Raw genomic sequence first — 12,419 nt, forward strand, 5'->3', positions numbered from 1 at the left:
CAGGATTCTATCGAAGCTTGGCAATCATGCCATTTCCCCGGCGGGCGCGCCCCGGCACGCTGGGACACCATGAGCACTGTGAACACGACGATGCGCGCCATCCGCCAGGACGTCCTCGGCGGCCCCGAGGTCCTCAGGGAAGTCCGGCTGGAGCGCCCCTCTCCGCGACCCAACGAGGTGCTGGTCCGGGTACACGCGGCCGGGGTCAACCCGACCGACTGGAAGCACCGCGCCACCGGCGGATTCCTCGGCGAGCCGCCGTTCGTCCTCGGATGGGACGTCTCCGGCGTGATCGAGGAGACCGGACTCGGCGTCGCCCTCTTCAAGACCGGGGACGAGGTCTTCGGGATGCTGCCCTATCCCTTCGGCCACGGCTCGCACGCCGAGTACGTCACCGTCCCGGCCCGCGCCCTCACCCACAAGCCTTCGGTGATCGACCACACCCAGGCCGGCGCGCTTCCGCTGGTCTCGCTGACCGCCTGGCAGGCCCTGGTCGAGACGGCGGACCTGCGGCCGGGCCAGCGGGTGCTGATCCACGCGGCCGCCGGCGGCGTCGGGCACGTGGCCGTGCAGATCGCCAAGGCGCGTGGCGCGCATGTCATCGGCACGGCCAGCGCGGGCAAGCACGACTTCCTGCGGGAACTGGGCGCGGACGAGCTGATCGACTACCGGGAGACGGACTTCGCGGAGGCGGTACGGGACGTCGACGTGGTCCTCGACACGATCGGCGGTGACTATGTCCAGCGCTCGCTGCGCACCCTGCGCCCGGGCGGAATCCTGGTCACCATCCTGCCCACGGGATCGAAGGAACTGCCCGTTGCGGCCGAGAAGCTGGGGGTGCGCGCGACCGAGATGCTCGTCGACGCCGACCATCACGGGATGCGGGCCATCGCCGGGCTCGTCGAGGAGGGCAGGCTGCGGGCGACCATCGCCGGGACGTTCCCGCTGGCCGAGGCCGCCAAGGCGCACGAGATCGGCGACGCCGGCCGGACCACGGGCAAACTGGTCCTGCTGGTGGACTGACGGTTCCTCAGCTGCGCGCGCAATGGGGAAGACATATGTCAACCGAACATGCTGAAATTCGCTCCATCGAGGTAACTTGCAGAGTGGACAATGCACTTGGGTCCACTCCAGCCCGGAGCCGGTGGAGGCGATGTCGACGTGCAGCACGGCCCCGCACCGCTCCCCCGGTCCCTGCGCATCCACCGGGACCGCGGTCATCTGGTGATCGAGTTCCACGGTGAGATCGATGTCGCCGCGGCGCTCGAGATCACGCCGTTCCTGGACGCCGCGACGGGGCGCCCGGGACCGAGGGTCGTCATCGATCTGAGCCCGGTGGAGTTCTTCGACTGCTCGGGGCTGCGTCTGCTCTTCCGCGCCCGGCGCCGGGTGCTCGCACAGGGCGGCGCGCTGCACCTCGTCTGCACCCATCCGCTGACACTGCGCATTCTGCACCTCACCCGGCTCGCCGAGGTGCTGCCGCCGATGGCGTCGCTGGACGAGGTGCTCAGCCGGTCGGAGGCGACCGGCACGCTGGAGATCAACTGAGCCGGTGGGGGCGCGGAAGGCGTCCGGTCCGGGACGAGTGAAGGGGGGCGGGACCCGTCGACGGGTCCCGCCCCCCTTCATGTGCCGTCCGTGATCAGTATCGGGCGGGCCTGCGTGCGATGCGGCGCAGCAGCACCAGACCCGCGATGACGAGCACCGCTCCGCCGGCGGCCGGCCACAGGTTGGCACCGGTCTCGGCCAGTCCGCCCGTGACCGCCTGGGGCTCGGTCTGCGGCGGGGCGGTCGGGGCGTACCCGCCCGCGGCGGAAGGCTGCGCGGTCGCCGAGGGCTGCGCGGCGCCCGATCCGCTGTGGCTGTCGTCCGAGGTGCCCTGCGGCGCGGCCGACGCCTCACCATGGGCCGCCGAGGCCGACGCGAAGACGCGCGGGGCGCCACCACCGTTGCCACCGCCCGAGCCCGTACCGGCACCCGAGGCGCCCGTGGCACCCGTCGTCGGCTGCGTCGTCTGCCCGCCGCCGGAGCCGGACCCGGACCCGGAGTGGTCACCGGCCGAGGACCCCGAACCCGCGTTGCCGCCCGCCGAGGAACCGGCACCCCCAGCCGAGTTGTGGCCGGACGAGGAGCCCTGACCGGAATCCGAGTTGCCGCCAGACGAAGAACCCTGACCCGAACCCGAGTTGCCACCAGACGAAGAACCCTGACCCGAACCCGAGTTGCCACCGGACGAGGAGCCCTGGCCGGAACCCGCGTTGCCACCGGACGAAGGGTCGGAGGGCGGCGGCGTGTTCTGCGACGAGTCACCGGACCCGCCGCCGCACTGGCGGCCGTTGTTGATGCAGTCGACGACCTGGCCCATCAGCTCGTCGGTCATGACGTTGATGAAGTCGTCGTGGTCGGTGGCCGGCTTGTGCAGCTGCTCGGGGAAGCCGTCCACCGCGTAGGGGTTCTTCACCTGGCCGTTCTCGATGACCGGCGGCGGAACGTCGTACACCAGGCGCATCGTGAGCTGCGGGATCGCCTTGAAGCCGTTCTGGCAGTTGCCGTTGGCGTCGGCGAAGGCGACATGGGTGCGGTGGTTGGCGCTGTCGATGTTCTGACCGTCCCAGCAGCTCTGGAAGGCGAACGAGCGGACCACGCTGCTCCCGGAGGGACAGATCGGGTACTTGTCGGTCAGCTGGCGGTCCTCGAAGCCGGTGCAGCTCCAGTGGGCGTTGGCGTTCGCCGGACCGTTGGTGAACGCCTTGGCGTCACCGGTGATGATCCGAAGGAACCTCGGCATCGCGACGACCTTGCTCGTCGGGCTGCCGACGAACGTGATCTGGGCCTTCTTGGCGACCAGGATCTTGCCGATGTTGCCTTCCTTGCCGCCGCCGTCGTTGTTCTGGTCGAAGTCCTGCGTGCCGTCCTGCACCCGCAGCACCGGCCAGTAGTACGACGACTTGTCCCCCTGGTTCTCGCAGCTCGTCTGGGCCGCCGCGAACGTGTCGTTGGTGGCGAAGGCGTCGTTCGACTGGTTGCCGACGTAGTCGTGCAGATGGTGAGCGCCGTTCTTGACGCCCGGCGCCACGATCACGTTGTCCGTGTTGTGGTTGCCGTTGGCGTTGACACCGCACTTGGTGACGAAGGCGCCGGTCGAGGCGTCGCCCTGCTGAGCGGGCTTCTGGACGTTCGGCTGCACGCTTCGGATGTCCACGAAGTCCGAGGCGACGGGGCCGCTGGCGGCCTGCCCACCGTTGCCCTGCTGCTGACCGTTCTGGCCGCCGCCGTTCTGGCTGCTTCCGGTCTGACCCGTGCCGTTCTGGCCGGTGCCACTCGGGTCGGCGCTGTTCTGGCTGCTTCCGGTCTGACCGGTGCCGCTCTGGCCGGTGCCACTCTGCCCGTCGGCCGGGGGCTGCCCCTGGTCGGCGGGGACCCCGGTGCACGGGGCCATGCCGTCGATCGCGCCGGGAGCGGTGGCGCCCGCCTGCTGGTAGTCGGCCTTGATCCGGTCGATCATCGCGGCGCGCTTGTCCTTCAGCGGGCCGAGGATCGCGTTCTGGACGTAGTTCCCGTCGTCCGTCTGCGCCTGGCGCGTCGAGGCAAGCCGTTCGTACGCGTCGGTGATCTGCTTGTCGAGGGTGGCCAGATCCGCGTCGACCTGCTGCTTCGCCTTGGCCGGTGTCTGGGTCAACTGCTGGCCGACGTCCGGGCAGTCGAGAGTGACGGTGCGCGACGCCAGGGTCTGGTCGCCGCCGCTCTGGCCGGACGCACCGCCCCAGCCGCCTTCGCTCGCCGAGGCGTAGACGTTCACCGCCACCAGTCCCCCTCCCCCCATGATCAGCGCGACTGCTGCGAAAGTCGCGCGCCGGGCGCCGGTCGGGCGTCTGCGCGAATTGCGTCTCAAGGGAGTACTCCTACACGTCGTGGAGCCTGGCACGTCGTGGGGCCTGGCACGAAAATCCCCTCCCCTGTACGCAGCCGGGCCCGGGCGTGTTCAAACGCATCACGAATTCACAGTCAGCTCATATGACTTCGCGATGCCGACGTGCGTCTCCTCCCTATTCGTCCCGGGGCGCTTCGAACAGAGCGCTGACGGACTCGCCGTTGTGGATGCGGCGCACGGCCTCGGCCAGGGCGGGGGCGATGGACAGGACGCGCAGCTTCTCGGTGCGTTCCTCGACCGCGACCGGCACCGTGTTCGTGCACACGATCTCCAGGACATCGGGCTGCTCGCTCAGCCGTTTGAGGGCACCCGCCGCGAACAGGCCATGGGTGCAGGCGATCCGGATCGACCGCGGACCCGCCTCCCGCAGCCGGTCCAGGAGTTCCAGGACCGTACTCCCCTTGGCGATCTCGTCGTCCAGCACGATCACATCCCGTCCGGCGACATCGCCGATGACGGAGTTGATGCTGACCCGGTCGTCCGCGAACCGCTGCTTCGCGCCCGCCGCCACCTGCGCCCCGATCATCCGCGCGAAGGCCGCCGCCTCCTTGGCGTTGCCGAGGTCGGGCGAGACGACGGTGGCGTGCGAGAGGTCGTACCGGCGGAAGTACGCGGCCAGCTCCCGGCGGGCGTGCAGATGATCGACCGGCACCGAGAAGAAGCCGTGCACCTGGGGCGAGTGCAGGGTCATGGCCAGCACACGGCCGGCCCCGGCCGCGACCAGCAGATCGGCCACCAGCCGCCCGCCGATCGAGATCCGCGGCGCGTCCTTCTTGTCCGAGCGGGCGTACGAGTAGTGCGGCATGACCACCGTGATGCGCCCGGCGGAGGCGCCGCGTGCCGCGTCGCACATCAGCAGCAACTCGACGAGATGCTCCTGCACGGGGGTGACCAGCGGCTGCACGAGGAAGACGTCCCGCTCGCGGCAGTTGGCCTGGAGCTGCACCTCCAGGCAGTCGTTGGCGAACCTGCTGACGCGCACCGGGCTGAGCGGCACCCCCAGGTGCGCACACACCTCCGCCGCCAGCTCGGGATGGGCACTGCCGCTGAAGACGGCGATGTCACGCACGATCCGCTCCTCGAATGATCGAAAAGGAACTGCGCGCCACATGCTACTGACGGCCCCCGCACCGCCCGGTGAGGCGGGTCGGCGTCCGTGGGGTGTCCCCCCGGTACGAGACGAAGCCCCATGGACGCAGTACCCGGAGCGGACGCGGTGCGCAGTCGTCCTACGGCCATCACGGTGCCGGGGGAAAGCCGCCCGTACGCGGGACCGAGGCGTGCGGCCTTCGGTGGCTTCAAACGCCCAAGTCCGCGTTCCTGCACGGCATATGGCGGGAAACCGGCGAGAAGAAGGGAGGGCTGTCGACATGACGACGTCCACGAAGCAGAGGCCCGAGCCGACGCCCGTGCAGCGGCGGACGCCCGGCTGGGTCAAGGCGGTCATCGCCCTCGTCGCGGTGCTCGCGGTGCTGTTCGCCGGGCTGCGGCTGAGTGTGCTGCCGGGACTGCGTGATCTGTTCGGCACGGACACGCACGACCGGTCGGGGCCCGCGCTGCTCGCGTCCATCCAGGACATGAGCCGCTACGAGGCCGCCTCCGGCAACTTCCAGGTGGTCGTGGACCTGGAGAAGGACTCCAGGTTCCTGCCGTCCGCGATCCGCGGGACCCGCACGCTGTACGTGGGCGCGGGCACCGTCGACGCGTACGTCGACCTCGGCAAGGTCGGCAAACAGGACGTGACGGTCAACGGCGACCGGACGTCCGCCACGCTCCGGCTGCCGCACGCGGCGCTGGGCAAGCCCGCGCTCGACGCCGACCGCTCCTACGCCGTCTCCAAGCAGCGGGGCCTGCTGGACCGGATCGGCGACCTCTTCTCGGACAACCCCAACAGCGAACGCGCCGTGCAGCAACTCGCGGTCCGGCACATCGGCGAGGCCGCGAAGGACAGCGAGCTGACCCGGCGCGCCGAGGCGAACACCACGAGCATGCTGGACGGTCTGCTCAAGTCCCTCGGCTTCGAGGAGGTGAAGGTGTCCTACGGCACCTGAGAGCCCCGCACGACGGGGGCGCCCGTCAGCCGGTCAGGATCCCGGGCAGCGCCAACGCCCCGAGCAGGACCGTGCCCACCAGGAACCAGGCCACGTAGTCCCCGATGTGCCCGGACTGCAACCGCCGCAGCGGCAGGGTCCACGGCCGTGCGCCGAGCACTTCCGGGCGGCTGACGGCGAGCGCCGCCAGGGCCAGGGCCAGCGCCGTGGAGGCCAGCCCCAGCAGGACACCGGCCGCGGTCCAGTGCGGGGTGGCGAGCGCCCCGCCGGACCCGGCCTCGTTCACCGAGCGCGCCACGGCCCCGGCGAATCCCGGCACCACCCCCACGGCGAGCGAGCCGGCGAGCAGCAGGCCGGGCACGGCCGTCATGGTGTCCGGGATCCGGCTCAACCGGTGCCGGGTCTCGGGCTCCTCGCCGGTCCCGGTGGTCTCGTACGCGGACCCGACCCGCGGCGGCCGCCCCAGTCCGTAGAAGACCCGCGCGGCGACCCGGAGCACCGCGCCGCCCGTGACCGCGGACACGAGGACGTACACCACGGTCAGCGGTCCGCCCACCGCCTCCTCGACGACCGCCTTGCCGAGAGCGATGCCGAACGGCGGCAGTCCGGCGAGCGCCAGTCCGCCGAGCACGAACATCACCGCGACCCCGCGCAGCGGCCGGGCGCGCCCGTGCAGCGCGTGTTCGTCGACCGAGCCGAACCGGTCCAGCAGGAGGCCGGTGCAGGCGAACAGGGCGGCCTTCGCACCGGCATGGCCGAGGAGGTACAGCGCGACCCCGTCGTCGGCGTCGGGCAGCAGGGAGCCGATGCCGACGAGGAACAGGCCCATGTGAGCGATGGTCGAGCAGGCCAGCAGCCGTTTCACATGGCGCTGGTACCAGCACGTCAGGGCTCCGGTCACGCCCGTCAGGACACCGAGCACGGTGAACGCGCGCTCGAAGTCGGCCGCCGGGATCCCGCCCGGTCCAAAGAAGACGGTGCCGTAGACGCGCCAGACCCCGTACGCGCCGAGTTCGACCATGACACCGGACAGCAGCATGCACACCGGGGTGGGTGCGACCGCGTGCGCGTCGGGCAGCCAGAAGTGGAAGGGCAGGGCGGCGGCCTTCACCAGCAGCCCGGTCAGCACGAGCACGAAGGCGGCGAGGGTCAGGGCGTCCGGTCCGCCGTGGGTGTCCAGGGCCCGGCCGATATGGATCATGGACAGTTCGCCGGTGCGCGCGTAGAGCAGCCCGATGCCCATGAGCATGGCGTAGGCGCCGAGCGAGTTGAGCACACCGAAGGTCAGGGCGCCCTGGACGGCCTTCGCCTCCTCGACGCGATAGCCGGTCAGGGCGTAGGCGGCGGCGCCCATCAGCTCGAAGAAGACGAACGCGTTGAACAGGTCGCCCGTGATCGCGAAGCCGCACATGCCGCCCTGGAACAGCAGCATGAGGGCCGGGTAGGAACCGGCGTGCCTGCGGGGCGGTTCGTCGAAGTAGTGCCAGGAGTAGGCGAGGGCGGCCAGGGTCAGCAGGGAGACCAGGGCGGCCAGGCCCAGCCCGGGGCCGTTGCCGATGAGGACGATCCCGACACTCACGCCGTCGTGGGGCGTCCACGCTCCGACCCATTCGGTGAGCGGCGGTGAGGAGTTGAGGCACAGCAGGATCGCGAGGGCCGCGGTCCCGGCCGAGACGGCGCAGCCGAAGCTCTCGGCGGCGATGCGCGGCAGCCGGCGCCCGCACACGATCAGCAGGCCGGCACCGAGCAGCGGCGCGGCCACCAGCAGGGGCAGCAGATGGTTCATCAGCCGCGCAGCTCCCGCAGTGCGTCCGGGTCGACCGTGCCATGGCGTTTGGAGACCTGCATGACGAGGGCGAGCAGCAGGGCCGTGACGGTGGCGCCGACGACGACATCGGTGAGGGTGAGGGCCTGCACCACCGGGTCCACGACCGGGCGCGAGCCGGGCTTGATGTCGGAGTAGACGGGCGCGGTCCCGCCGGCGCGGTAGCCGACGGCCAGCAGCAGGACGTAGGTGGCGGACTGGCAGACGGCGAGGCAGCCGACCGCGTGGATGAGATTGCGGCTGGTGGCGAGGCCGTAACAGCCGGTCAGAAAGATCCACACGGCGACGAGGTACGGCAGTACGGTCATCGTTTCGCGTCGTCCTCCTTGTCGTGCTCGTGGTCGTCCTCGATCTCGACGGCCTGGTCGAGGAAGCGGGCGAGCAGGACCACGACCGCGCAGGCGACCTCCATCCCGATGGCGGCGTTGAGCAGCGGCACCGTCCCGCCGGACGACAGCATGTTGAAGGTGCCGTAGGGAAGCAGGGTGTTGGCGAGGAAGGACGTGCCGGCGAGGACGCCCGCGAGGCCCGTGACCAGGTAGGCGCAGGCGGCGAGGGCGTCGGTGACCTCGAACAGGCCCAGCGGCCGGATGCGTTCCAGCGCGCGGTAGTCGGCGCCGAGGTAGAGCAGATGCAGGGCGGTCGCCGCGACGACTCCGCCCTGGAAGCCGCCGCCGGGGCTGAGCTGGCCGTGGGCGATCACATAGAGGCCGCAGACGAGGGCGACGGGCAGGACGACAAGTGCGTACCGGCGGACGGCGGGCACGGCCTCCTCCGGATCCGGTCGGCCGCGCTTCTCGTCGCGGGTCTGCCGCAGCAGTACGACGGTGCCGAGGACGGAGGCGAACAGGATGCTCATCTCGCCGAGCGTGTCCAAGGCACGCTGGTCGAAGTTGACGGAGGCGATGGTGTTGGCGGTGTGCCGGGCGAGCGAGGCGCGCACGGCCCGGTCGCCGTAGGGGTGCCGGTCGCCGCCGAAGTCCGGCAGGCCGAGGCACGCGGCGACGAACAGGGCCGCGAGGCCGGTGCCGCCGAGGACCAGTAGGACCATGCGCAGGCGCCGGGTCATCGCGCGCCGTCCTTCCCGTCCTTGTGCCTGCGTCTGACCTTGCGCACCGAGAGCATGATCAGGAGCGGGGTCACCGCGGAGCCCACGGCGAGCTGGGACAGACCCACGTCGGGGGCCTGCGCGACGGTGAACAGCAGCGCGAGGCAGACGCCGAGCAGAGCCAGGACGAGGGCCTGGCGCACGGGGTCGCGCACGGCGACGGCCGCGGTCGCCGCGGCGGCGACCAGCAGCAGGACGACGACGATCAGCGGGTCATCCACGCCGGCTCTCCGTGAATCCGCCGGACAGCGCCCGGGAGGCCACGAGATTGCCGCCGATCAGCAGCGCCCCGATGACCAGCAGCTTGACCATGGCCCGCCCGGGGCCGGTGACGGCGCACAGGACCAACACCACCACGGCCCCGTAGCCGGCGACGACGAACGTGACGGCCCGCGCGTGCGGCGGGTCGGCGGCGAGGTCGTCGGCGAGCAGCCGGGCGAAGACGAGGGTGCCGACCGGGCCGAGCAGGGCGAGGAGCAGGGCGAGATCGATGTACGCGGGGCGTTCGTAGCCCTGGGCGAGCAGAAGCAGTCCCGGTGCGGCCACCGCGCTGGACATGTTCTGGGCGACGACGCGCCGGCGCAGCGGCCCGGTGGCGACGCCCCACACGGTGGCGCCGACGCCCACGCCGAGCGCGACGGTAGCGGTCCAGGTCCAGCCGTTCACCGCTCGCTCACCGCCCGTCGCGCGGCGCATGCCGCGATCGCGGAGGCCAGTGCGGCACAGGCCCCCACGACCCACTCCAGGGTGTACACGGTGCTGATGAGGACGAGCCAGAGCAGCGTGAGGGCGGCCCACCAGCCGAGCACTTCGAGGGCGGCCCCGAGTGCCGTACGCGCGTTCATGCTCCACCTCCACTCACCTTTCCGCCAGGTATGTCCGGCATGTCATCCAAGCACCGCGCCGCTCCCGGGAAGCGGCGGCGCGCTCGGTGGCTGCTGCCCGGAGTGCCCCGCCCGCGGGACGGGAAACCGCCTGCGGCACACCTGGGGCGCATCGGGTCAACTGCTCCTCCGGGTCCGGCGCGACCGGGTATCAGGCAAACCATCGGGGGTAACAGGGCCTAACCAGAAGGAAGTTGAAACCGGGAGGGTGAGATGGCACGTACAGTGTCGGGCGCGCGCACCGCGAAGGCCGGTCGCCGCCGGACCACGGGGTTACGAAAGGAGCGGCGACCGCTCCCGCTCCCCGTCCGGCTGCTGGTCATGGCGCTCGCCTTCGTGGCGATGGTGGCCTTCGCGGCGGCACTGGCCCGGATGACGCTGGAGCCGTCGCCCGCCTCCCGGGCCCTGGTCCACAGCAATCTGCACCCGGGCCGTTCGCTGCGTGCCTATCTGGAGCAGCCCGCGGCACGCGACGCCGTCAAGCAGATCGGCGGGAACATCCTGCTCGGTGTGCCTTTCGGGATCCTGCTGCCGGTGCTGGCGCCCGGCACCCGGGGCATCGTGCGCGTGGGCCTCGTGACGGCGGTGGTGATGCTGCTGGTCGAGCTGGCTCAGGGCGCGCTCGTCACCGGCCGCGCGTTCGACATCGACGACGTCATCCTCAACACGACGGGCGCGCTGCTCGGCTATCTGCTGCTCGGACGGCGGCTGGGGCGCGCCGTGCACGCGCGCGTGCGACCGCGCGGCGACAAGGAACGGGAGAAGAAGAACCGATCAGCGGCACCCGCCCGACGCCTGTGGCGGGGCAGGCGTTCGACATGAGCACCCATCAGCACACGTCACATGATTAGTCCGGACCAAAGTCTTGACGACCCCTTACCTCATCTCTTGAATCAAGAACTGAATCAACACGCCGCTTCCGGCGCGCCCGGCATGCCCGGCCGCACCGGCCACCCCCCACCCCAGTCGGCCACCCGTGTCCGGGCGGCCGTACGGAAAGGCAGCGTCATGGACTCCCCACGCCTGCTGCGCAGATGTCTCCTCGCCGCGCTCTCCGCCGTACTCGCCGCGTCCGCCTTCACGCCGGTGGCCCACGCGGCCCCGCAGGCGGCGGACGCGACCGTCTTCTCCGACGACTTCGACGGCCCGGCCGGTGCCGCCGTCGACTTGTCCAAGTGGCAGATCGAGACCGGCGACAACGTCAACAACCACGAGCGTGAGTACTACACCTCGGGCAACAAGAACGCGGCGCTGGACGGCCGGGGGCATCTGGTGATCACGGCCCGCCGCGAGAACCCGGCGAACTACCAGTGCTGGTACGGCACCTGCCAGTACACCTCGGCCCGGCTCAACACCTCGGGCAAGTTCGCGGCGCAGTACGGCCATGTCGAGGCCCGGATGAAGATTCCGCGCGGGCAGGGCATGTGGCCGGCGTTCTGGATGCTGGGCAACGACATCGGGCAGGTCGGATGGCCCAACAGCGGTGAGATCGACGTGATGGAGAACGTCGGCTTCGAGCCGGGTACCGTCCACGGCACCATCCACGGGCCCGGCTACTCGGGCTCCGCCGGTATAGGCGCCGGCTACTCCCTGCCGAACGGCCAGGCGTTCGCGGACGCGTTCCACACCTTCGCCGTGGACTGGGCACCCGACTCGATCACCTGGTCCGTGGACGGCACGGTCTACGAGCGGCGCACCCCGGCCGATCTGGGCGGCAAGACCTGGGTGTTCAACAAGCCCTTCTTCCTCATCCTCAACCTCGCCGTCGGCGGCTACTGGCCGGGCGACCCGGACGGCTCCACCGCGTTCCCCCAGCAACTCGTGGTGGACTGGGTGAAGGTGACGACGAGCGACACCTCCGGCGGCACCGGTGTCCCGATCACCGGGCTCGCGGGCAAGTGCGCGGACGTGGCGGGCGCGAACCCGGCCAACGGCACCCCGGTCCAGCTCTACGACTGCAACGGCACGGCCGCCCAGAAGTGGACGGTGGGGTCGGACGGCACCCTGCGGGCGCTCGGCAAGTGCCTGGACGTGGTCGGCAACGGTACGGCGGACGGCTCCAAGGTCCAGCTGTGGGACTGCACCGGCGGCCCCAACCAGAAGTGGACGGTCACCGCGGCCCACGACATCGTCAATCCACAGGCGAACAAGTGCCTGGACGCGACCGACAACAACTCCGCGAACGGCACCCGGCTGCAAATCTGGTCCTGCTCCGGGGGCGCCAACCAGAAGTGGACGGTCGGCTGATCCGTCGTCCGTTCGTGCGACGGAAGCCGTGGACGTACTCGACTGCGGGCTTCGGTGGGAACACCGGGGCCCGCCGTACGCGTGCGCCGGGGCGCGGGACCGGGCCTGCCGGTGGTGTCTAGGGGTGGCGGTGGTGCAGCGTCCAGGTCAGCTTGTCGCCGCCCACCCAGCGGACCACGTCGGGATCGTCGACGTCATGGATCGGGATGCCGGCCTCCGCGGCGACCGCCAGCACATCGGTGAGCGACCTCGCCTCGGCGACCACCTGGCCGTCGATCTCCACGATTCGGAACGGCGGAGAGCCCGGCTGGACTCCGAGCACCATGATCCGCGGATGGGAGATGTGGGGGCTCGCGATTTCGGTCATGCATAG

At 70.9% G+C, this 12,419-nt stretch carries 14 protein-coding genes; 5 read left to right on the plus strand and 9 right to left on the minus strand.

Features of this window, described 5'->3' with window-relative positions:
- Positions 1-69 precede the first annotated feature (69 nt).
- Complete coding sequence (locus ACFYX0_RS29635) at positions 70-1,023, plus strand: NADP-dependent oxidoreductase (protein ID WP_388974561.1); 954 nt, start codon at positions 70-72, stop codon at positions 1,021-1,023.
- A gap of 138 nt (positions 1,024-1,161) precedes the next feature.
- The gene (locus ACFYX0_RS29640) at positions 1,162-1,548 is read left to right on the plus strand and encodes an anti-sigma factor antagonist (RefSeq protein ID WP_355915850.1); all 387 of its coding nucleotides are present in this window, start codon (positions 1,162-1,164) and stop codon (positions 1,546-1,548) included.
- A gap of 94 nt (positions 1,549-1,642) precedes the next feature.
- On the opposite strand, the gene ACFYX0_RS29645 is transcribed toward ACFYX0_RS29640, so the two are convergent.
- Positions 1,643-3,892, minus strand: coding sequence for a DUF1996 domain-containing protein (locus tag ACFYX0_RS29645; RefSeq protein ID WP_388974563.1), 2,250 nt, complete (start codon positions 3,890-3,892; stop codon positions 1,643-1,645).
- 154 nt (positions 3,893-4,046) lie between these two features.
- The gene (locus ACFYX0_RS29650) at positions 4,047-5,000 is read right to left on the minus strand and encodes a ribose-phosphate pyrophosphokinase (protein ID WP_311695289.1); all 954 of its coding nucleotides are present in this window, start codon (positions 4,998-5,000) and stop codon (positions 4,047-4,049) included.
- 301 nt (positions 5,001-5,301) lie between these two features.
- On the opposite strand from ACFYX0_RS29650, the gene ACFYX0_RS29655 reads away from it, so the two are divergent.
- Positions 5,302-5,982, plus strand: a complete 681-nt coding sequence (locus ACFYX0_RS29655; RefSeq protein ID WP_311695291.1) for a DUF4230 domain-containing protein — start codon at positions 5,302-5,304, stop codon at positions 5,980-5,982.
- Between the two features lie 25 nt (positions 5,983-6,007).
- On the opposite strand, the gene ACFYX0_RS29660 is transcribed toward ACFYX0_RS29655, so the two are convergent.
- From ACFYX0_RS29660 to ACFYX0_RS29685, 6 genes are read right to left on the minus strand one after another with little or no spacing between them, the layout of a single operon-like run.
- Positions 6,008-7,768 carry a complex I subunit 5 family protein gene (locus tag ACFYX0_RS29660; RefSeq protein WP_388974565.1) on the minus strand — a complete coding sequence of 587 codons (1,761 nt, stop codon included), beginning with the start codon at positions 7,766-7,768 and terminating at the stop codon, positions 6,008-6,010.
- Positions 7,768-8,115: a sodium:proton antiporter gene (locus ACFYX0_RS29665; protein WP_355915840.1), complete on the minus strand. Its 348-nt coding sequence runs from the start codon at positions 8,113-8,115 to the stop codon at positions 7,768-7,770. The genes ACFYX0_RS29660 and ACFYX0_RS29665 overlap by 1 nt, the downstream gene beginning before the upstream one ends.
- Positions 8,112-8,876 carry an MnhB domain-containing protein gene (locus tag ACFYX0_RS29670; protein WP_388974567.1) on the minus strand — a complete coding sequence of 255 codons (765 nt, stop codon included), beginning with the start codon at positions 8,874-8,876 and terminating at the stop codon, positions 8,112-8,114. Before ACFYX0_RS29670 ends, ACFYX0_RS29665 begins: the two co-directional genes overlap by 4 nt.
- Complete coding sequence (locus ACFYX0_RS29675; RefSeq protein ID WP_355915834.1) at positions 8,873-9,136, minus strand: DUF4040 domain-containing protein; 264 nt, start codon at positions 9,134-9,136, stop codon at positions 8,873-8,875. The genes ACFYX0_RS29670 and ACFYX0_RS29675 overlap by 4 nt, the downstream gene beginning before the upstream one ends.
- The gene (locus ACFYX0_RS29680) at positions 9,129-9,581 is read right to left on the minus strand and encodes a monovalent cation/H+ antiporter complex subunit F (RefSeq protein ID WP_355915947.1); all 453 of its coding nucleotides are present in this window, start codon (positions 9,579-9,581) and stop codon (positions 9,129-9,131) included. Before ACFYX0_RS29680 ends, ACFYX0_RS29675 begins: the two co-directional genes overlap by 8 nt.
- Positions 9,578-9,760 (minus strand): hypothetical protein, encoded by a 183-nt coding sequence (locus ACFYX0_RS29685; protein ID WP_355915831.1) that lies wholly within the window; start codon positions 9,758-9,760, stop codon positions 9,578-9,580. The genes ACFYX0_RS29680 and ACFYX0_RS29685 overlap by 4 nt, the downstream gene beginning before the upstream one ends.
- A 252-nt stretch (positions 9,761-10,012) precedes the next feature.
- Here ACFYX0_RS29685 and ACFYX0_RS29690 point away from each other — a divergent pair, with 252 nt between their 5' ends.
- Positions 10,013-10,621 (plus strand): VanZ family protein, encoded by a 609-nt coding sequence (locus ACFYX0_RS29690; protein ID WP_388974569.1) that lies wholly within the window; start codon positions 10,013-10,015, stop codon positions 10,619-10,621.
- Positions 10,622-10,807: 186 nt separating this feature from the next.
- Positions 10,808-12,046, plus strand: a complete 1,239-nt coding sequence (locus tag ACFYX0_RS29695) for a ricin-type beta-trefoil lectin domain protein (protein WP_388974571.1) — start codon at positions 10,808-10,810, stop codon at positions 12,044-12,046.
- A 118-nt stretch (positions 12,047-12,164) separates the two neighbouring features.
- Here the strand turns inward: ACFYX0_RS29695 and ACFYX0_RS29700 are convergent, their stop codons facing one another.
- The gene (locus ACFYX0_RS29700; RefSeq protein WP_355915822.1) at positions 12,165-12,413 is read right to left on the minus strand and encodes a hypothetical protein; all 249 of its coding nucleotides are present in this window, start codon (positions 12,411-12,413) and stop codon (positions 12,165-12,167) included.
- Positions 12,414-12,419: the final 6 nt, after the last annotated feature.

The organism is Streptomyces sp. NPDC002573 (genome assembly GCF_042889625.1).
In the GTDB taxonomy this organism is placed as follows: domain Bacteria; phylum Actinomycetota; class Actinomycetes; order Streptomycetales; family Streptomycetaceae; genus Streptomyces; species Streptomyces gibsoniae.

What these genes read in the sequence shown, in the direction of transcription:
- ACFYX0_RS29635 (WP_388974561.1), top strand. Translation starts at nt 70, where the DNA reads ATGAGCACTGTGAACACGACGATGCGCGCCATCCGCCAGGACGTCCTC.
- ACFYX0_RS29655 (WP_311695291.1), top strand. Translation starts at nt 5,302, where the DNA reads ATGACGACGTCCACGAAGCAGAGGCCCGAGCCGACGCCCGTGCAGCGG.
- ACFYX0_RS29660 (WP_388974565.1), bottom strand. Translation starts at nt 7,768, where the DNA reads ATGAACCATCTGCTGCCCCTGCTGGTGGCCGCGCCGCTGCTCGGTGCC.
- ACFYX0_RS29665 (WP_355915840.1), bottom strand. Translation starts at nt 8,115, where the DNA reads ATGACCGTACTGCCGTACCTCGTCGCCGTGTGGATCTTTCTGACCGGC.
- ACFYX0_RS29670 (WP_388974567.1), bottom strand. Translation starts at nt 8,876, where the DNA reads ATGACCCGGCGCCTGCGCATGGTCCTACTGGTCCTCGGCGGCACCGGC.
- ACFYX0_RS29685 (WP_355915831.1), bottom strand. Translation starts at nt 9,760, where the DNA reads ATGAACGCGCGTACGGCACTCGGGGCCGCCCTCGAAGTGCTCGGCTGG.
- ACFYX0_RS29690 (WP_388974569.1), top strand. Translation starts at nt 10,013, where the DNA reads ATGGCACGTACAGTGTCGGGCGCGCGCACCGCGAAGGCCGGTCGCCGC.
- ACFYX0_RS29695 (WP_388974571.1), top strand. Translation starts at nt 10,808, where the DNA reads ATGGACTCCCCACGCCTGCTGCGCAGATGTCTCCTCGCCGCGCTCTCC.
- ACFYX0_RS29700 (WP_355915822.1), bottom strand. Translation starts at nt 12,413, where the DNA reads ATGACCGAAATCGCGAGCCCCCACATCTCCCATCCGCGGATCATGGTG.